General features: G+C 44.0%; 16 protein-coding genes. 6 read left to right on the forward strand and 10 right to left on the reverse strand.

The window, feature by feature from the left end; translation table 11 throughout:
* Nucleotides 1-190: 190 nt before the first annotated feature.
* The 7 genes from mepK to ACYFDN_RS03750 form a co-directional block, all read right to left on the reverse strand.
* Nucleotides 191-757, reverse strand: a complete 567-nt coding sequence (mepK, locus tag ACYFDN_RS03720) for a peptidoglycan L,D-endopeptidase MepK (protein ID WP_227981241.1) — start codon at nt 755-757, stop codon at nt 191-193.
* Nucleotides 758-911: 154 nt separating this feature from the next.
* On the reverse strand, nt 912-2,651 hold the full coding sequence (locus ACYFDN_RS03725) for a L,D-transpeptidase family protein (protein ID WP_483510019.1): 1,740 nt from the start codon (nt 2,649-2,651) through the stop codon (nt 912-914).
* Nucleotides 2,652-2,760: 109 nt separating this feature from the next.
* Nucleotides 2,761-3,300: a DUF924 family protein gene (locus ACYFDN_RS03730; protein WP_016402873.1), complete on the reverse strand. Its 540-nt coding sequence runs from the start codon at nt 3,298-3,300 to the stop codon at nt 2,761-2,763.
* 21 nt (nt 3,301-3,321) lie between these two features.
* Entirely contained in the window at nt 3,322-3,765 is a 444-nt protein-coding gene (locus ACYFDN_RS03735; RefSeq protein WP_483510020.1) for a hypothetical protein, read from the reverse strand.
* Nucleotides 3,758-4,384: a helix-turn-helix transcriptional regulator gene (locus tag ACYFDN_RS03740; RefSeq protein WP_016402875.1), complete on the reverse strand. Its 627-nt coding sequence runs from the start codon at nt 4,382-4,384 to the stop codon at nt 3,758-3,760. The genes ACYFDN_RS03735 and ACYFDN_RS03740 overlap by 8 nt, the downstream gene beginning before the upstream one ends.
* A gap of 86 nt (nt 4,385-4,470) precedes the next feature.
* Nucleotides 4,471-5,739: an ABC transporter substrate-binding protein gene (locus ACYFDN_RS03745; RefSeq protein ID WP_483510021.1), complete on the reverse strand. Its 1,269-nt coding sequence runs from the start codon at nt 5,737-5,739 to the stop codon at nt 4,471-4,473.
* A gap of 185 nt (nt 5,740-5,924) precedes the next feature.
* A complete protein-coding gene (locus tag ACYFDN_RS03750; RefSeq protein ID WP_483510022.1) occupies nt 5,925-6,389 on the reverse strand; it encodes a hypothetical protein in 465 nt (154 codons plus the stop codon).
* 577 nt (nt 6,390-6,966) lie between these two features.
* Between ACYFDN_RS03750 and ACYFDN_RS03755 the strand changes: the two genes are divergently transcribed.
* Entirely contained in the window at nt 6,967-8,955 is a 1,989-nt protein-coding gene (locus ACYFDN_RS03755; RefSeq protein ID WP_483510023.1) for a methyl-accepting chemotaxis protein, read from the forward strand.
* Between the two features lie 33 nt (nt 8,956-8,988).
* Here the strand turns inward: ACYFDN_RS03755 and ACYFDN_RS03760 are convergent, their stop codons facing one another.
* Nucleotides 8,989-9,654, reverse strand: a complete 666-nt coding sequence (locus ACYFDN_RS03760) for a YoaK family protein (protein WP_483510024.1) — start codon at nt 9,652-9,654, stop codon at nt 8,989-8,991.
* A 1,101-nt stretch (nt 9,655-10,755) separates the two neighbouring features.
* Between ACYFDN_RS03760 and ACYFDN_RS03765 the strand changes: the two genes are divergently transcribed.
* Together ACYFDN_RS03765 and ACYFDN_RS03770 are read left to right on the forward strand one after the other, a co-directional pair.
* A complete protein-coding gene (locus ACYFDN_RS03765; protein WP_483510025.1) occupies nt 10,756-13,968 on the forward strand; it encodes a glycoside hydrolase family 48 protein in 3,213 nt (1,070 codons plus the stop codon).
* A gap of 531 nt (nt 13,969-14,499) precedes the next feature.
* Nucleotides 14,500-17,433: a glycoside hydrolase family 48 protein gene (locus ACYFDN_RS03770; protein WP_483510026.1), complete on the forward strand. Its 2,934-nt coding sequence runs from the start codon at nt 14,500-14,502 to the stop codon at nt 17,431-17,433.
* A gap of 57 nt (nt 17,434-17,490) precedes the next feature.
* On the opposite strand, the gene ACYFDN_RS03775 is transcribed toward ACYFDN_RS03770, so the two are convergent.
* The gene (locus ACYFDN_RS03775; protein WP_483510027.1) at nt 17,491-18,435 is read right to left on the reverse strand and encodes an L-lactate dehydrogenase; all 945 of its coding nucleotides are present in this window, start codon (nt 18,433-18,435) and stop codon (nt 17,491-17,493) included.
* 169 nt (nt 18,436-18,604) lie between these two features.
* On the opposite strand from ACYFDN_RS03775, the gene ACYFDN_RS03780 reads away from it, so the two are divergent.
* The 3 genes from ACYFDN_RS03780 to ACYFDN_RS03790 all read left to right on the forward strand — a co-directional run bounded on the left by ACYFDN_RS03780 (nt 18,605) and on the right by ACYFDN_RS03790 (nt 20,781).
* Nucleotides 18,605-19,237 (forward strand): glutathione S-transferase, encoded by a 633-nt coding sequence (locus ACYFDN_RS03780; RefSeq protein ID WP_483510028.1) that lies wholly within the window; start codon nt 18,605-18,607, stop codon nt 19,235-19,237.
* A gap of 125 nt (nt 19,238-19,362) precedes the next feature.
* Nucleotides 19,363-19,893, forward strand: a complete 531-nt coding sequence (locus tag ACYFDN_RS03785) for a dihydrofolate reductase family protein (protein ID WP_472588839.1) — start codon at nt 19,363-19,365, stop codon at nt 19,891-19,893.
* Nucleotides 19,894-19,998: 105 nt separating this feature from the next.
* Nucleotides 19,999-20,781, forward strand: a complete 783-nt coding sequence (locus tag ACYFDN_RS03790) for a substrate-binding periplasmic protein (RefSeq protein WP_483510029.1) — start codon at nt 19,999-20,001, stop codon at nt 20,779-20,781.
* 37 nt (nt 20,782-20,818) lie between these two features.
* On the opposite strand, the gene ACYFDN_RS03795 is transcribed toward ACYFDN_RS03790, so the two are convergent.
* Nucleotides 20,819-21,316 (reverse strand): protein disulfide oxidoreductase, encoded by a 498-nt coding sequence (locus tag ACYFDN_RS03795; protein WP_483510030.1) that lies wholly within the window; start codon nt 21,314-21,316, stop codon nt 20,819-20,821.
* Between the last annotated feature and the right edge of the window lie 36 nt (nt 21,317-21,352).

Raw genomic sequence — 21,352 nt, forward strand, 5'->3', positions numbered from 1 at the left:
CAATCAATTTGTCTAAGTCGGGATGCATTGAAACAACCAAATATGACAGATAGATTACAAAAAGAATTAATAGGAGATTTTTTAGATCTATTCTGGAGTTTTTATTTGAATTTTATATTTAAAGCGGTTTTTATGACTAATATTTAACAAATAAAAGGGCGAACACAGCATTAGCGGTTCGCCCTAAGTATTAAGACCCGCGCCAGCTGCGCACCCTTCCGGTGTCTAAGTGGATAAAACCGCTAGCAGGGTAATAGCCCACACCACCTAGTTTTAAATCAAGCGCATGTTGGTGAACCTTAGCTAGAGATTGCCCCTTAACTCGCAGATCCACGGCTTGTCCGGTCATATGAAAGCTTTTTCTGGCAACCCCACCACCATTTTTACGCAACATCTCATTAGTTGCTGGTGAACGATAGCCAGAAATAATGTCAAAATGCACCTTTCCGCCCAAGCGATCTTGCAGCAAGGCCATTTGCATATATAAGGCCTTATCCATTTCGGTGGCTTCATTACGTCTAAAATCACGTAACAATTGGTCCAACTGCCCTACTTCCTTGTCTTGAAACTCACCACTTTTCCAAAAACATACCTCACAGCTTTCGTTGGTATGTAAATTGGTCATGCTTAGAAAACGCTCTCCTGGCAATTCCCTCGCAATACTAGAACTCGCATAGCTTTTTGGTATTCCAAGACCGACTAACCCAGCGCCTAACCCTAACAACAACGACCGCCGTTTTATATTTCGGTCTAACATCAACACTCACTCCAAATGGATCAAAAAATAATCAATTTGGAGAAAAATACCGACAAACAGCCTAAAAAGCAAACAAAGCTCTAGGTTTTAGTCATACCATTTGGAAAAGGATCGTTTACAGATACCAGCTAGTAGTTTGTTTAAACTAGATTTTCTAGCTCGCTAAAAAAGAATCCGCAGAGGCAAAATTATAAATATCTTTTCGATAATGTAGCCCACCACTACCATCAAACCACGAGGTAAAATACACCAAATAAACGGGTACTTTTTGTTTCAATGGAACCCATTTAGGCTCACCTTTAGCAATCAAACGCTGTTTATACTGTTCGCTATAACCCGCCTGTTTGAGCAAAGTCTCTGCTAGGTAATCAGCCGCCTCAACCCGCACGCAGCCGGAGCTAAAAGCCCGCTGTTGTTCAGAGAACAGTTCCGGTGAAGAGGTATCATGTAAATAAACCGCAAACTGATTATCAAAATGAAACTTGTAAGCGCCTAGTGCATTACCAGGCCCTGGCCGTTGGCGCATACGATAAGGAAAAGCGCCTGTGTCTTTAACTCGTGTCCAATCGATTTGCTCACTGGGCACGGCTTGTCCCTGATAGTCAAACAACTCAAAACGTTGCTGCTCAACGTAACCAGGATCACGACGCAGTTTGGGGATAATGTCTTTACGAACAATGGTTCTTGGCACGTTCCAATAAGGGTTTATCACCACACTACTTATTTCACTCACCAATAAAGGCGTAGCTCGTGAAGCTCTGCCAACTACCACTTTAGATTGAAAAACCTCACTGTCTTTATCTAGATAAGTCATCTGGTAAGCTGGCACATTAACCATAATACGCTGTTGGTTAGAACTGAGCATAAAGCGCTCGAGTAACTGCTTACGCAGTAAATTTCTGGCCAACATTTTAGAGCGATTCACTGGCTTAAAGTTTAGCCAATACAAGGTATCGCTCCCTACTATGCCATCAGCCTTTAAACCATGCTGCGTTTGGAAACGCTTTAACGCAATTACAGTGTCTTTGTCCATCGTATCTAATTGCAAATCAGCAAACTGATTAGCGATATCGAATTCAGCAAGACGCTGGCGAATTAAGGGCACCCGCCAATCGCGACTGTTTAAGCTAATCAGCTGTCCACCTGCAATATTCACTTGTTGTTTTCGCTGCTGTTGCACATTTAACCAATGCAAAATCTGCTGACGATAACGCAAACGCTCAATATTCAGTTCACCACGCATACTACTCAACTGCTGATACAAATCTGCTCGGCTTAAGTGAGCCAACCACGGTTCATCAATTAGTATCACCAGGGGCGTAGCTGTAATGTTGTTTAAGGCCATACTTTGGGCATAATCTAAACGCATTAATTGCTGGCAAAATGCCATTAAGCCCAAAAAGGCATCGGTATATAAGGCTTCCCACTGGGGGTTATCGTTATTTATCGCATTTATTTGCGCCAGCCAATCACTTAACTGTTTTGGCCCCCCCGCTAAACTAAATTCCAACAACATCCACTGTAGTTGGTCACGGGTATTTCTCGCCTGAGGGTAACCATACCAAAGTGAATCGGGATGAAAATATTGAATGGATTGTTGAAGATCTGGATAACGAACTTGGTAGTCCTCTGCCTTAAGTACCAAGGCTGACTCTCTACCCGCTTGAACTGGCCAACTTAAGCGACTTAATAAGCGCTCTCCTACACCTAATTCACTATTTGGAGAAGTATCTAAACCCTTAATAGCCGATTGCGAACTGTCAGTATCAAGATGAGTTTGATTGGCTTGTTTAAACACATTACTGGCTTGCTCGTTAGGCCCAAGCAAGCTTACCGCTGCATGAAGATGCAAACTAAAACAACTTACAAAAATGCCCAACAACAACCTACTCACTGGCTACTCCAACACCAAACAACACCCTTTAAGCTTAGTGTCTAACTGGTATTGGCAGCACAAAAAAACATGACAATTTTATGTCACAATTTTAAGTTGTTGAGATCATTTAGAAAGAAGAGTCGGGCCCCGCTAAAAAGGCGATTTCTTCAGGGCTAGACTCTCTACCAAGTATTTGATTACGGTGTGGGTAGCGTCCAAAGCGCTCAATAATCACTTTATGCTTTAGCTCAAACTGATAGTTATTTTCTAACCCTGGTGCCTTAAACAACTGCTCTGCCTGCTGGTGAATCACTAAAGATTCGCTATGCATATACGGCATATATAAAAAGCTGCGCTGGCTTAGATTAAGCTGTTGATCAAACCCTTTTGCTACTGCTTGCTGCGCGAGGCATAGCGCTAATGAATCGTTAGCAAAAGCACCAGCTTGACCACGATGAATATTTCTTGAGAACTGATCCAATATTATGATTTCAGCTAAGCTTGCTTGCGCTTGCTCACGCCAAGTAAATAACTCGCCACTGGCAGCTTGTTGCAACAAAGCAGAAAACTGATTACTTATGAGTTCATCAATCTTAGCGTCTACACTAAACCACTGTTGTGGATTTAGCTCTTCAAACCAAAAATCTAAAACGTCTTGATAAGCCATACTTGCCTCTTTGTTCATTGGCTAACAGCCGCAGTCGCCTTGTAAGTTCCACTGGCATTGCTGGTAGTTTTCGAAAGTGGAAATTTGACTTATATACCCTACAACTTCACAGCCTTGTTCTCCCAAAGTACAGCCAGGGCGAACTTGATTTTCTATTGTTATGGCTGTCGCTTGATAGCGAAAATTTTGAGCTAAACTCAACCCATCTTGGGTTAACAGCGGGCTCTCTTTTGCTCCCCATAAACTCACTAGTTTGCCTTCGCGCATCATAATGGGATGAGTTCCATCAAGAGCGGTTTGCAACACAATGTCTGGACGAATCGGAAGATTGGAAGGGAAATAGTAACTGCAACCACATCCCCACCGCTGCTCTGCCACTGGAATAGCTTGCAACTCACAGGCATAACTAACACTACTTAGCATTGTTAATAACGCAGTGCAGAATCCAACCACAAACTTATTCATAACCATCCAAAGGCGTTAAGGTATAAGCGCAGCGACGCGAGCCAGCAACAATGTGTTCGGTGCGCTCTACCTCGCATTCGCTAAACAGCTTCTGCAGCATATCAAGTTCAGAGCGGCATAAACCTTGGCATTCGGTAGCAGCAATACAAATAGGGCAATGATCTTCAACAAACAGGTAAGCACTTTGCTGGCGCTGCCAATTAGCCATATAACCTTCTTGACTGCGCTTATTGCTCAAAAGCTCTAACTTGTCGGCAATACTGGTAATGCCGTCCATCGCTTGCTGATAAGCACTAAAACTTTGTTGCTCACGATGACTAACCAATTGCTCTAAGCCAGACTCACCGAATACCTGCTTCACCGCGCCAATTAGCTGAACACTTAAGTCGCTGTGGCAATCAGGAAAGCGTCCATGGCCTTTATCGGTTAACTGCCAATATCGAGTAGGCCGACCTACTTTTACTTTTTTGTCGAAATGTTCAATTAGGCCATCACTTTCCAAACTTTGTAGGTGCTGGCGAACGCCCATGGTTGTGATATCAAGCTGCTCGGCTAACATCTTTACCGTAAGCCCACCTTGGCTTTTTATTCGATACAAGATGTTATCTGTGGTTTTCATGCAATTGTCCTGCGCCTTTATTAAGCACATTATTGTCATTGCTACCGGCTTTGTAAAGCTAGCACTTTATTAAGCTAACAAGCCACTTACTGAATACTTTTAAAAACTTTAATTCTCAGAGCTTCTAATTGCTCAAGAGCTTCAGAAGCAGTAACTCTACCTTCCAAAAACTCCACCATTATATCCATAGCAGGCAAGGCAAATTGCTTAGGGCTATCACGATCAAAAAACTGCGACACTCCTTTGGCACTATTTAACAGCTGAGTGCCAGCTTGAATAAACCGATCTTCACTGCCCTTACTATTTGACAAGGGGTTAATTTTCCCCAATTGCTGATTAAGCTCGACTAAGGCATCGCCCTTGGACAAGAAATCTAAAAACCAATAAGCGGCGATATTAGTTTTCGCTTGTGGGTGCGCCACAATGACATCAATAGGTGCTTCTTCATATTGCTTCTGCCCTTCAAGCACCGGGGGAAACGCCGCAAAGCCTAAATCATTACGCACTCTATCGGGCACGGTCGCGAGAAAGAAGTTCCCCATTAATACTGCCGCGGCTTTTTCACGATACATTGCTGGTAGCGCTTGTTTCCAGCCCATTTCATCACTGTTTGGCACAAAGCACTGAGCATCGATAGCTTGTTGCCAATAATTAAAGACCTGCACCACTCGTTTATCGGTGAACGCGATGTTCCCAGCCAGCAACTGTTGATGAAATGCCAAACCATTAATGCGCAAATTAAGGTAGTCAAACCAAGCAGCCACCGGCCATGCTTCTTTGCTACCAATGGTGACTAAGTGTTGTTGTTTGTTGGCAAAGCTTTGGCAACTCATCAGAAATTGCTGCCAACTAGTAAAAGTATCGGGTTGATAGCGAATCATCGACTGCCGATAATAAAAGCCCCACTGGTAGTAATTTATTGGTAAGGCGTAATAGTGTTGCTGATACTGGGAAGCGTGTTTGGCAGCCGAACTGAAAGAGTTGTCCCAATTGGCTTGTTGCCACCACGATGAAATATCGAGAATTAGATCATTTTTAGCTAGTGCTCTAAGCCGCTCACCACCAAACCAAAAAAACAGATCACCTTCGCCATCATTACTCTTCATGATGTCTTCAATGTTCTTTTTGTAGTATTCGTTTTCGTAAACCTGTGTCCCCACCTCAACATGAGGGTAGGCAGCACTAAAGCGTTCAATAAGCTGCTTGTAGGCTTGTCGCTGTTTGCCGCTACTGGGCATTAGTACCAAGGTGAGCGAGTATTGTTTATCTAGTTCATGCTTTGCTTTAACTTGCCAAGAGCCAATAAGTAAACAAGAGAGCAACAAGAACTTTAGCCACTTAGACGAATGTTTCAAGGCGCCAATACTCCTTAAGCCTGCTAGTTCAAACAATCTAATCATTAAGCAAAAGCAAGCGCGTTAGGCAGCACCAATTGTTAGCTTATTGCCATGGAAAATATTGATTTAACTATAGTTATAGCAGCTCTTTGGCACACAACAAGTTGCAAAAATAAACAACTGCAACTTTATCCAGTGTTGAACTAGTTACAGTATTCTTTGATTTTTTCTTCAACTTGCTCCTGGCAGGTTTGTTTATAACGAATATCTATTTCATTAATTAAGTTGGTGTAAATCTCAAAGCTTTCTTCATAGCCTTTGAAGGCTAGATCTGCATTACTTTTATTGCCTTCACTAACGCAGGCCTCATGCACCGAATACCACTGCTCCGCGGCTTTCTCGGCATTATCTAATACTGTGTTAAGAGGCACTTGGTTAATCAAAGCGAGTTGGCTTCGCTTATCAGTAAATAATTTACACACTTTGTCGCGAGGCATGTCATAGTCCCAAGAACATATTGCCACATACTGTTTACTCAAAGTTTGAATGTCTTGGTGTATACGCTGGTTGCTGCTGGAAGCTTCGGCAAAACCTTCTTTTGAACACACACTGGCAAAAGCTAATGTCGGTAAACAGCTTACGGCAATAGCAACAAGTAAATTTCTCATTTTCATCCTTAAAGCAGAGCTTCATTTCACACTTATATTTATTAGCAAAAACTATGCAGCACTCCAATCAAAATGCCTAGGGCACCTTTCTAAGCATTCTATACCTTTGATTTGATAATGCTTTTCTTACAAGTGCAATAATTGCTTAAGATCGCATGTTCAATCGAGAAAAACATCAGTACAGCTCCAAAAAAATACTTTTTATCAAAAATATGCGCTGTATCTGCTGCTTACCTCAACACTACGATAACAAATATAAAAACTAGCTAAACTAAAAACCAAGTTCAGAGATACTAGGTTTAACGGTAGTATTTCCCGACCTTTCATGAACACAACAAGCAGAGTATTGAACTAGGTTAAAAGCATTAGTTAAAAATTATCGACCTGCCTTTGTATATTTTACAATTCATTATCTGGTCAACCAATATTACTTATGGTACTAATTAGTCATACGAACGAATCGTAATAATTATTCCTAAAAATCAGTAAATTAGTGAACCATACTAATAACTATGGCTAGCTTTATAGTAACTGATTTGGCTTGGGAGCAGCAGGAATACTAACAGGGATCTGTATCATGAAACTCAAAGTTGTAACCCGCACACTACTTGGTTTTGCTGTGCTACTTGCGTTGTTGTTGATTGTTGCGCTAATTGGCCAAATTAATATGCGACAACTAGAAAGCCAACTGGATCAAACCGTCAGCCGCTTAGCGCCAATGGCAGAGCAAGTGAATCAACTATCAGGATTATTGCTTAACTCGGCGCGCAAAGTTGGCTTACACAGCAATAGCCAAAACCGCCAACAAGCAGAGCAACTAGAACAGGAAGTTACCAGCCTATTTAGCAGCTACAGCCAACGTATCGAGTCCCTCTCTCAGTTAGCCCAACCTTACCCGCAAATAGTGAGCGGTTTAAGTCAATTAGACCAAGACCTTAATAGCATTAATACCACCAGCCAAACGCAGTTAACCTTGGCCAATCAAGCGCAACAAGCACAACAGTTGTTAACCAATCAGCGCCAAAGCTTTAATCAAAAGTGGAAAAACTTTGCGGGTGATATGGAGTTTATGATTGAAATGGTAGAAGAGAGTGCCGAATGGCTAGTAACCGGTATGCAAGCCGACATAGCGGCGTTTTCTGGCTCTCTCGAGAAACTGTTTTATGCTCAAAATGCCCAGCAGTTTGACTCTCAATTTAGTGTTGTATCTAGTTATTACAAATCTCTTCAGCAAAAGCAGGAACAATTACTCAAGCTAGATCCAACCAGTGGTGAGGAGTTAACCAGCTATTTCCAATTACTCAAACAAGCCTTTGCTAACAACGGCTTATTTAGCAATCTAAAAAATCAGCAATTAGTTCTGAGTCGTCAAAACGAACAACTAGTGACGCTAAACCAACAAACAGACCAAGCCCTAAACTTGCTCGACAATATCTCTGAGCAACTAAGCCAAATCATTGCAGCCGCTCACCTACAAGCTCAACAAAGCTCAAGTTCAGCGCTATTGCAAACTGGACTCGTGCTGCTTTTGTCAATTGCTATAACCCTCTTTGTAGCTTGGAAAGTAAGCAGGCAAATTCGCTTACCGCTAGCAAATACCCTGGCTCAAATTAAACGCATGGTTGATGGCGACTTTAGAACAGTTGAAGGTGTAAATGCCCACGATGAATTTGGTCAAATTGCCACTCACTTACATGAGCTTAGTGCCCAAATGAACCAGGTAATTAGCCAAATGAGCAATAACGCTAAGCAACTTGCTGCCAGCGCCAAGAGCGGCTTAGCAACCAGTGAGCATTCACATAAAGTGATTCAAGAGCAACAAGATCAAAGCCAGCTCGTTGCTGTTGCGGTAAGCCAAATGGAAGTGGGTGTTAACGAAGTATCTGAGCAAGCCCAACAAAGCCGTGACGACATTGGTCAAGTAAACCAACTTACTGGGCAAAGCCACCAAGCCGCACAATCGACCTTAGCCACAACAAATCAACTACAAACCACCGTGGTAGATGCCAGCCAACAAGTGAGCGAGCTTAAACAACAAAGTGATGACATTAACCGTATCGTTGATGTTATCCAAGGCATAGCCGAGCAAACCAACTTATTAGCCTTAAACGCCGCCATTGAAGCTGCCCGCGCAGGCGAACAAGGCAGAGGTTTTGCGGTCGTTGCCGATGAGGTTAGAGGATTAGCTACTCGCAGCCGCGAAGCCACGCAAGAAATCCTAACGATGATAGAGCAACTACAAAGCCGCGCTCAACACGCTATGGACATGATGGTACAAGGTGAAACCATGGTAGGCAGCTGTATCAACGAAGCCGAGCAAAGCTCGCAACAACTAGAGCAAGTTGCTCAACTGCTAAGCGCTATTCAACAGCGTAGCGAGAACATTGCCAATAACGCCCAAGATAAACACACCGTAGCGGTACAAGTTGCAAACAACGTAGAGAAAATTGTCGAACTGAGCGAACTGGCCAACCGAGATGCTAACCAAACCCAGCAAATTAGTGATGCACTGCAGCAGCAATCTCAGCAACAGCTAAGCGAACTATCTCGGTTTAAGCTGGGATAAACGAACGGCTTTTACATAAACATAAAGCGGTACTCACACCGCTTTATGTTTAGCCTTATAAACCGAATAGAACAGCGCCAAAAACAAACATACTCCAGCTGGTATCAATAAAGAGAAAAACGCCAAGTTAGCAAAGCCAAATGCCCCTAAAGTGCCACCGAGTATAAAACCTAGCACAATGAGCGAGAACAGCAGTGCGCGCCGTTTATCAAATGGGTCACCGCGAAGAACAGCCCCCAACATAATCCCCAAATCAGTAAATATACCAGTAACGTGAGTGGTGCGGACAACAGCACCACTGTAGGTAGTTGCCAAGGCATTTTGTAAACCACACGCGGCGGATGCTAAGTAGATCCCATAAGAAAAGTCACCGATTAGTAGATAGCTAGCGCCACAAAGAAACGTAGCCTCTAAGCAAAGTAAAGCGCTGTAATTACGCCCCAGCTTTAACGCTTCACCCCGTAAAAAGTAGCCAGAAACTGCAGCGCCCATAACAAAGCTAAACAACACGCCAAACAAATATAACAAGTCGTTAAAGCCAGCACTCATTGCTCCCGTACCCAGCAAAGTGGCCGTTCCAGACAAATGGGAAACCGACTGGTGCTTAAATCCCAATAAGCCCACAGCGTTAATAAAACCCGCGTTCAACGCTAGCAAAAACGTTCCATATTCAACCCAGCGAGGTAACTTAGAGATCACAACAATTCCTTGAACTTATACGTGTTTTTAATCCTTGCGAACAAAAGTTTACCAAACAACCAAGCGTTACCGAAGTAAGTAATAGGCGCTAGAGTAGTGACACATAAGCAACACAAGCAAAACACTTCTGCTAACTAAGGGCTTGGCAAAAATAACGCTCTTAAAATCGATGAAGGTTAAAGAAACCCCTTCGCAAAATGGGCCTTAAACGATAATTCAAAGAGCCGAACAATCCAGTAGCGAACATTCATGGCTTTGATTGTTGCGACTAAAATCTAAACTTCACTATGTGCGATGCTTTTGAAGCCTTAACCTCAATACTGCCTCGGCTGTATTTCAGCTTTAACTAAAAACTGTCTCAAATTTATGACAACGCAAGTCTTCCACATTTATGAACTAAGCAATTTATTCGCTTGTAGCCTTTATTCTTAAGCCCACAGCTCACTTTAGAAAACACTGTCTCAAATTGGGGACATAACAATTGACAAAAATGAATATTTACCATTTAATATTCATCATCATTTATTTAAACAACAACACAAAGAAATGCAGTTATTGGTAAAAATACCTCATTAAGACAGACACAAGAATACATATAAATCATTAATAATAATGAAATAAAACTATAAAAACAGCCAGTATAAGTCATAAGTTAATATCTATAACAAAGCTGAAATTGGTATAAATCCGTTAAAAAATCAATATCACCTCAAACACCTATCGCGATCAAAATCACATATTTATGCAATAACATATGAAACAAACTCTAAATGTAGATTGTTTTTTATCCATTCAATGTTTTACATCACGCTGCCAGATTTGTTCATCAAAACAGCTATAGATATTTCTATTAATAAGTTTGATTCTTTAGCCCGGATTTATCGTTCGATCTGTTGGCTAGGTGTTAACTCCCCTTGTAAAAAAACAACACGCTCAAACTAGCCAAGAGCTTGGCGATAGATTCCGTTTTTTTAGGCTGTATAAAAATCTGTAGCTAGATGATGCGGCTAGAAAGCCACACACGGCAACAGTGACCAATGTGTTTTAAAGGTGACAGCAATACCCTGTCGTTAGGGTTTATTTTTTGAAATGGAGTTTACAATGCAATTTGCTAAACGTTTAGGTTCGAACCATTTACGCGGTTCAAATCAAGCTACTGGATTAATACGACGCTCTAAACTTACCGCCGCAATTGTTAGTGCCCTTGTTGGGGTTAGCTTTTCTGGTATCGCTAATGCGTCGGTATATGAAGATCGTTTTGCTGAAATTCGCGGTGAAATTTACGCACCAGAAAATGGTTATCTAAGTGCCGACGGTGGCCCTTACCACTCTATCGAAACTTTTATTATTGAAGCGCCAGATCACGGGCATGAATCAACCTCTGAAGCGTATTCTTACATTCTTTGGTTAGAAGCTGTTCACGGTAAACTAACCGGTGATTGGCAGCCGCTTATCGACGCCTGGGCTCTTATTGAAGACCACATTATTCCTACTTCGGAAATGCAGCCTACGGCCGATAAATACGCGAACGCTAAAGCGACTTATGTTCCTGAAGGCCCGCTACCTTCTAGCTATCCCCTTCCACTAACTAACGGAGCTGCTGTAGGTGAAGACCCAATCAGTGCCGACCTAGCTTCAACCTACGGTACCTGGGACGTTTACGGTATGCACTGGTTGTTAGACATGGACAATGTCTACCAGTACGGTAATTTGGGAGACGGAACATCTACGCCTTCATACATCAACACCTTCCAGCGTGGCGAACAAGAGTCGGTATGGGAGACTGTGCCACACCCATCTTGGGAAGATTTTAGTTGGGGCGGTGAGTACGGCTTTTTAGACTTGTTTGTTAAAGAATCTCAAGCGCCTGCTAAGCAATGGCGTTACACCAATGCGCCAGATGCCGATGCTCGTGCAGTACAAGTGATGTACTGGGCATTGCAATGGATGAAAGAACGAGGACAAGATCCAGAAGTTGTTGCACCAGGTCTAATGGCTAAAGCAGCCAAAATGGGTGATTACCTGCGTTTGGCCATGTTTGACAAATACTTCAAGAAGATTGGTTCGCAAGATGCGCAAGGAAGCGCTGGCCAAGGTTACGACTCTGCTCACTACCTAATGTCTTGGTACTATTCTTGGGGCGGTCCCATTGATCCTTCAGCAAACTGGGCTTGGCGTATTGGTTCTAGCCACGTTCACTTTGCCTACCAAAATCCAATGGCGGCTTATGCACTCTCGCAAATTGCCGAGCTACAACCTAAAGCACCAAACTCAGTTCGAGATTGGGATATTGGCCTAGAGCGTTCTTTAGAATTTTTCCAATGGACACAGTCAGCTGAGGGTGCATTCTCTGGTGGTGCCACCAACAGTTGGAACGGAAAATACGATACCTACCCAGCAGACCGTGCTAACAATACCTTCTATGGTTTAGCCTACGACGAAAACCCAGTTTATGAAGATCCAGGTTCTGGCACTTGGTTCGGCTGGCAAACTTGGGGTGTAGAGCGGGTAGCTGAATACTACTTCATTACTGGCGAAGCACGCGCTAAAGCGATCTTAGATAAATGGATTAGCTGGGTGCTAAACGCTACGCCAGAAAAAGGTCTACCAGTTCTCGATTTTAGTGACAACGACGTAAAGCTCGCTGCGACTTTAGCCTTTACTGGTGTTCCAGAGAAATGGGATCCTGCTAACCCTAAAGCCAACACAAACCTTCATGTTGAAGTGATTGACCACGGACAGGATGTGGGTGTTGCGCACAACTTAGCTAAAACCCTCATGTACTACGCTGCAGCAGAACAGAAACACCAAGGTGAAGTTCATCAAGGTGCTAAAGATGCTGCACAAATGATTTTGGATCGTTTTTGGGCTAACCATCGCACAGATAAAGGTGTTTCGGCTCCTGAAACACGCAGCGACTATGCAGAACGCATCAACGAGCCAGTATTCTTCCCTGCAGGATGGAGCGGTAAAAATGCGGTTGGCGCAGACTTAAATGCCGACACCACTTTCTCTAGCATGCGTCCTTTCTACAATGAATCAGATCCAGGATATCAAGAGCTGCAAAATGCTTTAGCTGAAGGTCGCGATCCAACATACACTTACCACCGTTACTGGGCCCAAGTTGATGTTGCAACTGCAAACGCCTTGTATGCTGAATTGTTCCCTGAAGCTGATTGTGCAGACGGATGCGCCCCAAGCGCTAAAGACATTGCAGTTAAAACTTCGGTAAACACAGCAACTAGCATTACCCTAGAAGGCAGTGACAGCAATGGCACGGTAGAGTCTTACAACTACAGCCAAGCGAGCAACGGCACAGTAAGCGGCACAGGTAAACAAGTTACTTACACTCCGCAAAATGGTTTTGTAGGTGTTGATAGCTTTACTTACACCGTCACCGACAACGAGCAACTAAGCTCTGCTCCCGCTACGGTTACTATCACTGTTGAAGATCTAAACAGTAACTTGCCACCAGAAGCGTGTTTTACTGCTACACCAACCAGTGCGATGGTAGGCGATATCATTAGCTTTGACGCAAGCTGTGCAACAGATACGGATGGCGACACCTTAAGCTACAGCTGGGCCTTTGGCGACAACAGCAGCGGCAGCGGTGCAAGCATTAAACACAGTTATGCAGCGGCCGGCAGCTACGATGCAGTGTTAACAGTAAGTGATGGCAAAGGTGGCGTAGATACTTCAAACGTAACTATCACCATTGAAGAGCCTGCTGGCAACCTGCCTCCGGAAGCGTGTTTTACCGCTACCCCAACCAGCGCTAATGTTGGCGACGCGATTAGCTTTAACGCTAACTGCTCAAACGATGCAGACGGCGATAACTTAAGCTATAACTGGGCCTTTGGCGACAACAGCAATGGCAGTGGAGCTTCAACTCAACATAGCTACTCACAAGCGGGTAGCTACAATGCAGTACTAACAGTAGACGATGGTAATGGTGGTGTAGATACCTCTAGCACTACTATCACTATTAGCGAAGCGCCGGTTTCTAGCGCTAGCTGTAAGTACGAAGTGCAAAACCACTGGAACGCTGGCTTTGTTGCAACCATAACCATTACTAACAACGGTAACGAAGTGATTGATGGTTGGGATGTTAACTGGAACTACGCCGACGGTTCGGTAATGAGCAACGGTTGGAACGCTAACTTTAGTGGTAGCAATCCATACTCTGCTAGCTCATTAAGCTGGAACTCACGCATCCAGCCAGGCCAGTCAGTAAGTTTTGGTCTGCAAGGTAATAAAGCGGTATTTAACGGACCTGCTCCTGTGGCAACCGTAACTGGCGCTGTGTGTAACTAAGATCCAATGTTCGTTTCATAATCCGTAAGTAAAGGAGGCCTAGGCCTCCTTTTTTCATGTTTAATACCAACAGCATGAGCATTTCCTCCAAACTAGAACCCACTTCGCAATCTACTCACCTTGCTAAGCAACAGGTGATAAATCCAGATCTCATTTTGAGCCACTCACCTTCTGAAACATCGGCCTAATATTTCTTAACACTCACTAAGTTTGTGCTGCTCTCACACATTCGATCATTATTATCAAATCACATAATAAAAATCAAAAAGCTGACTTATACCTTTATTCGCATGAGGGAATTATGTGATTAGTCAATACCGTAAGGGCAAGATTGCCGCAAAGACATTGCCAAAGAGCAAACGCTAGCAATTCTTACAAATAAATTGAATGAACATACATGCAAAGCAAAAGGTAAATAGCTAGCGAACGGAAAATTAGCTTACAGCACCAAGCTATGCGGTAACGAATCGTCGGCTATTGATGATACTCGCTCATCTTAATGATGAGTTTTCATACGAAACGGAGATTCACATGTTTTTATCTAAAACATCCTGGACAAAGCCACAACAAACCACCGGCTTTTCAGGAAAAATCAAACACCACTCATTACGTTTATCTGTTATTGCCGCCCTTGCCAGTGCTGGTTTGAGTAGCATGGCTAATGCTGGTGTATATCAAGACCGCTTTACTGAACTACGTAATGAAATTTATAACCCTGCTAATGGTTATTTAAGTGCTGATGGTGGTCCTTACCACTCGGTAGAAACCTTTATTATTGAGGCCCCCGATCACGGCCACGAATCAACCTCGGAAGCTTATTCCTATATTCTTTGGTTAGAAGCAGTGCACGGTAAAATCACCGGTGATTGGCAACCCTTAATTGAAGCTTGGAGAATAATTGAAGAGCAGATTATTCCTACTTCAGAAATGCAGCCCACCGCAGCGAACTATGCCTCGGGTAAGGCAACTTATGTACCGGAAGGGCCGCTACCCTCTAGCTATCCTCTAGCGCTAGACTCTGGTGCAGCAGTGGGTGAAGACCCAATTAGCGCAGGGCTAGCTGCAACTTATGGCACCTGGGATGTGTACGGCATGCACTGGTTGCTAGACATGGATAATACTTACAAATATGGCAACCTTGGCGATGGTGTTTCTACTCCTTCTTACATCAATACCTTCCAGCGAGGGGAACAAGAATCGGTGTGGGAAACTGTGCCTCACCCATCATGGGAAGAATTTAAATGGGGTGGAGAATATGGCTTTTTAGACCTTTTTGTTTCTGAGCCGCAAGCCCCAGCCGCACAATGGCGCTACACCAATGCGCCCGACGCAGACGCGCGCGTAGTACAAGTGATGTATTGGGCCTTACAGTGGATGAAGGATCAAGGCGTAGACCCAGAAGTGGTTGCTCCAGGTTTAATGGCTAAAACCGCCAAAATGGGTGACTACTTGCGTTTGGCAATGTTTGACAAATACTTCAAAAAAATTGGCTCGCAAGATGAACAAGGTAGCGCAGGTGTAGGCTACGAGTCTGCGCACTATTTAATGTCTTGGTATTACTCTTGGGGCGGCCCAATTGATACCACTCAAAACTGGGGCTGGCGCATAGGCTCAAGCCATATTCACTACGCATATCAAAACCCGATGGCAGCGTATGCGCTATCGCAAATCCCCGAGCTAAAACCACTGGCGCCTAACTCAGTAGAAGACTGGACCGTTGGTTTGGAGCGTTCTTTAGAATTTTTCCAATGGACCCAATCTGCAGAAGGTGCATTTTCTGGGGGAGCCACCAATAGTTGGAACGGCACGTATTCCACCTACCCAGTAGAGCGCCAAAATGCCACTTTCTATGGCATGGTTTACGATGAAAACCCCGTTTATGAAGACCCTGGTTCGGGCACGTGGTTTGGTTGGCAAGCTTGGGGCACCGAGCGCGTAGCCGAGTATTACTACATAACTGGCGAAGCGCGCTCTAAAGCGATAATGGATAAATGGATAAGCTGGATTTTAGACAGCAATCCGGCCACTGGTTTAGCCGTGCTAGATTTTAGTAATGACGATGTAAAACTCGCTGCAGGCCTAGAGTTTAGTGGCTTACCAGAGAAATGGGACCCCGCTAACCCGGTAGCTAACAACAACTTACACGTTACAGTTACTTCGCAAAACCAAGATGTTGGTGTAGCACACAGTTTAGCCAAAGCCTTAATGTACTACGCAGCTGCTGAAGAGAAACACCAAGGCCAAGTACACCAAGGAGCGAAAGACGCCGCGCAAATGATCTTAGATCGTTTCTGGGCAAACCATCGCACCGATAAAGGTGTAGCAGCTCCAGAAAGTCGTGGCGATTACCGGGAAAGAATCAACGATTCGGTTTACTTTCCTCCCGGATGGAGCGGTGTAAACGGTGTAGGTGCAGAGTTAAATGCAGATACTACCTTTACTAGCATGCGTCCTTTCTACAACGAGTCAGATCCTGGCTATGTAGAACTGCAAACAGCCATTAGCGAAGACCGCGACCCAAGCTATACTTACCACCGTTACTGGGCTCAAGTAGATGTTGCCACCGCCAACGCACTATACGAAGATTTGTTCCCCATCATCTGTGATGCCAACTGCCCACCAACAGCCAAAGACCTAGAAGTTAACGGCAATTTGGATACTCCACTTAGCATTACCCTTGAGGGTAGCGACAGTAACGGCAGCATTGTTAGTTATGCCTTTACTCAGGCAGCTAATGGCTCTGTTACTGGAAACGGTCCTCAAGTGACCTATACGCCAAATGCTGGATACATCGGCGTAGATAGCTTCACCTATACCGTTACCGACGATGAACAACTCACTTCAGAGCCTGCAACGGTAACCATTACGGTAGAAGATCCCAATAGCAATCTTCCTCCAGAAGCATGTTTTTCTGCTTCACCAAGCAGTGCATATGTTGGTGACCTAGTTGCCTTTGACGCAGGTTGCTCAAGCGATGCAGACGGCGATACGCTTAGTTATGCTTGGGCCTTTGGTGATACCGCAACAGCCACCGGCGAAACCACTAGCCATAGTTATACAACTGCAGGTACTTATACTGCCGAGCTAAGTGTTGATGATGGTAAAGGCGGAGTAGATACTAGCAGTAAAGTCATTACCGTAACCGAAGCTCCAGTAGTCGCTAACTGCAGTTACACTGTTGATAACGAGTGGAACTCTGGCTTTGTAGCTAGTATTACCATTAGCAACAATACTAACGCAGTCATTAACTCTTGGGATGTAAGCTGGAGTTATAACGATGGTTCAAGTATGACCAGCGCTTGGAACGCCACTGTTAGTGGTGCCAACCCTTACAGCGCAAGCTCACTGGCTTGGAATGGTCAAATTCAACCTGGCCAATCGGTAAGCTTTGGCTTGCAAGGTAGCAAAGGAGCGGCGAACCAACCAGCACCAATCCCGGTAGTAAGCGGCGCAGTATGTAACTAACCCGCAGCTAGCTTGTAGCTTGATCTAAAAAGGAGGCTAGCGCCTCCTTTTTTGTAACTAAAATCCAATCTTGCTCAAGCTTTCTCGCATCGTTTCACCTGATTTCTGCAGAGCAGCTAACTCATCACTTTCAAGTGGTAGCTCAATCAACTTCTCAACCCCTTTTAAACCAATACACGCCGGTAAACTAAGGGCTACATTGCTAAGTTGGTATTCGCCACTTAAACGCACCGATACTGGCAACACGGTTTTGCTGTCATCCAATATCGCTTCAACCAAACGTGCAATCACTACTCCTATTGCCAAGTTGGTGTAGCCCTTCCCTTCAATAATTTTGTAAGCGGCTTGCTTAACACTCTCGGCTAGCTCTTCTAATCGGCTAGCAGAATAGCTTACGCCAAATACCGTTTGTCCTTGAATAGCTAAGCCTCCAATGCTCACCGTCGACCATGCCGCCAACTCCGAATCGCCATGCTCACCCAAAATGTAACCATGCACCGATTGCGGATCGACTTGATACATTTCGCCCAACAATGTTTTTAAACGTGAGGTATCTAGCATAGTGCCGGTACCGATAATTCGGTGTTTAGGGCGCTGGCTCAGCTCCTGCAACATAAACGTTAATACGTCTACCGGATTACTAGCCACCACCACAATGGCGCTAGGCGCGTAGCGGTCGAGTTGTTCAGCAATAGATTTAAATACTTTGGCATTGTTTTCTAATAGCTCTAAGCGGCTCTCGCCCGATTTTTGTCCCACTCCAGCGGTAACAACAATAACTTGGCAACGGGCCAAGTCCGAGAACTCACCCGCACTAACTTGCATTCTGCCAGTTAAACCCTGCCCATGCATTAAGTCTAAGGCTTCCCCTTCTGCTCTAGCCTTATTCATATCTACCAAAACCAGCTCTTCACAAGCTTCACGTAAGTACAGAGCGTAAGCCCCTGCTACACCAACATTGCCTACACCTACAATGCCCACACTGCGCGTTCGATGTTCCATTAGTCATCCTTAACTTATTTTGGCGACCGCTAGCCGCATAATATGAAATGCATTAATAATGAATTAGTGATAGTGCTAAGTGTTACTTTTAGCAAGCCTTTAAACCAATCACTTGCGTGATAAAAGGTAACTGGGTAAGGTCGGCCTACGCCATGTTTGAGAGTTATTTATGTCCACTATTTTGTATTCTTTTCGCCGCTGCCCCTACGCCATGCGAGCGCGGTTAGCTATTGCAGTTAGCCAAACACCAGTAAAACTACGCGAAATAGTCCTCAAACATAAGCCGCCAGAAATGCTGGAAATATCCCCCAAAGGCACTGTTCCTGTTTTGCAATTAGCCAATGGCCAAGTCATCGAAGAAAGCTTTGAGATAATGCTTTGGGCACTTAAACAAAACGATCCCAAGGCTTGGCTTTCCCCTAATTTCCAGAAGATGCTAGATTGGGTGCAGCGCAATGATGAGCAATTTAAGCCTTTATTAGATAAGTATAAATACGCGGTGCGTTTTCCGGAGCAAAGCCCAGAAGACTACCGCCAACAAGGTGAGGCATTTTTGCAAGAGCTTGAACAACAGCTTAGCCGCACTCCTTATCTAATGGGCGAACAGCAGAGCCTAGCAGATCTGGCATTGCTGCCTTTTATTCGTCAATTTGCTTCGGTCGATCTAAGGTGGTTTGAGCAAGCCCCCTATCCACATTTGCAAGCGTGGTTAAAACAGTTTATTGACTCAGCATTGTTTCGCTCAATTATGCAAAAACATCCCACATGGTTAGAGAGCGCCAGTGAAATCGATTTTCCTTAACCACAACTAAAAGTTCAGTAATTACCTGTGATAGGGCGCCTATACTTGAAATAAGCCTAGTTGCTGTAAACTCAGCAGTTAGCTTTTAGCAAGTGCATTTCAGCAAGTAAACTGGAGAACACACCATGTCGAATATCGTATATATCGCCCTAAGCCTTGATGGCTATATCGCCGACAAAGAGGGAGATATAGCTTGGCTAGAAAGTGTTGCGAACCCCGATGGCGGAGACTTAGGCTTCGGCGAGTTTATGGCGGGTATCGACGCTTTAGTTATGGGGCGAAATACCTTTGAGAAGGTAGTGAGCTTTGGCATTGATTGGCCCTACAACAAACCGGTAATGCTGCTGAGTAACAGCCTAAAGCAATTACCAGAAGGCTTTACTGGCGATGTACGCATTGTAAACGGCGAGCTTAAGCAACTGGTAACATCGCTCAACCAACAGGGCTACCATAATTTATACATTGATGGTGGCATTACCATTCAACAGTTTTTGGCAAAAGAGCTGATTGATGAACTTATTCTTACTCGTTTCCCCATTTTGTTAGGCGGCGGAGCGCCGTTATTCGGGGAGCTACTGCAAAGCCAAAGCTTTAAGCACAAGCAAACCAAGGTCTTGCTAAACGAGCTAGTACAAAGCCACTATGTGCGCGCTTAAGGCACCAGAAGGCATAAAACTATCAGTAAGCTGTAAAAAGACCGCAATAACTGCTTTAATTAGAACAACACGGATGATTAAAAAGCAAACAGACATGGAGTAAATGTGCGCAGCTATTTTTATTACTTTGTTTATGTTTGCAAAACCATCATTGTGTTTGCATTGCTAGCCCTGCCTACAAAAGCTGCCGAGCTCGTTACCCTTTCTAATGGAGAGTGGCCCCCTTTTACATCTAAGTCTTTAGCGCATCAAGGTTTCTATTCTGAAATAGTTCGTCAAGCTTTTGCCCTAGAAAATTATGAAGTGCAATATCAATTCTTACCTTGGGCTAGAGCCTATATGTATGTTGAACAGGGCAAGGTAGATGGCTCTTTAACATGGGCAAAAACCACCAGCAAAGAAAAGGCAGTGCTATTTAGTGAGCCGGTCTTTTGGCACAACAAAGTGTTTTTTCACTTAAGTCAGCAGCCCTTTAATTGGCACAATATAGACAGTTTAAAACAGCTAACAATAGGTGCAACAGAGCAATATACTTACGGCTATGCCTTTGATCTAGCAGCTGAAAAAAGTGAATTAAAAGTAGAGTATGTTTCTTCTGATTTACTAAACCTTAAGAAACTTCTCGTCGGTAGAATTGACGTATTTCCTTCCGATATTCATGTTGGCTATCAATTAATCAAGCAGCACTTTCCTGCAGAAAAAGCAGCTCTATTCACCCACCACCCTCAATCGGTGCAACAAACTTATACGCATGTAATTTTTTCAAAAAACAACCAACAACGTAGTAAACAATTGTTGGCTGCTTTTAATCGTGGACTACAGAAACTAAAGCAATCTGGTGCCTATCAACAAATTATTGATGATGCTGCCTTACTTGAGCACAACTAACACGCTAAGCAGAGCAGCCTAGTTTCAATATCGGGGCTTATGCCATTAGCATACGCCACCACATACCCGGTAAGGTGGTAAAACCCGCGGTATAGTGTTTTAGCTCTCCATTTTTAACCACCATCAAGGTTGGCGTTACCGAAATGCCCCATTGCCCGCCCAAGTTAGCCTGCGGATCGTTAATCACTGGGAACTGGTATTCATGATGTGTTAAATAAGCCTGTACCTTGGCTTGCTCGCCAGAACGTAATGCAACTGTCACTACATTGAAGTGCTTAGCCATGGTGTTTACCGCCGGACTCACAAAATTACATACGCCACACCAAGATCCCCAAAAGTAAATCAATACTGGTTCATCTTTGCTTAGCTTCTTTAGATCTATTGCCTCACCGCCTAGAGTAACTGCGCTTAAGTTGGGCAACTCACCTTCTGGTAAATCTTGTGAGCGCCAGAAATCTACACCAATGCCTACCACAGTGACAAAAAGCACCATGGTGATGATTTGCTTAAAAACAGACCATAACTTACTTAACATGAGCGTTCCTCCGCAAAAAAGGTAGGCTTGTTTACA

The organism is Agarivorans sp. D1326, assembly GCF_056958115.1.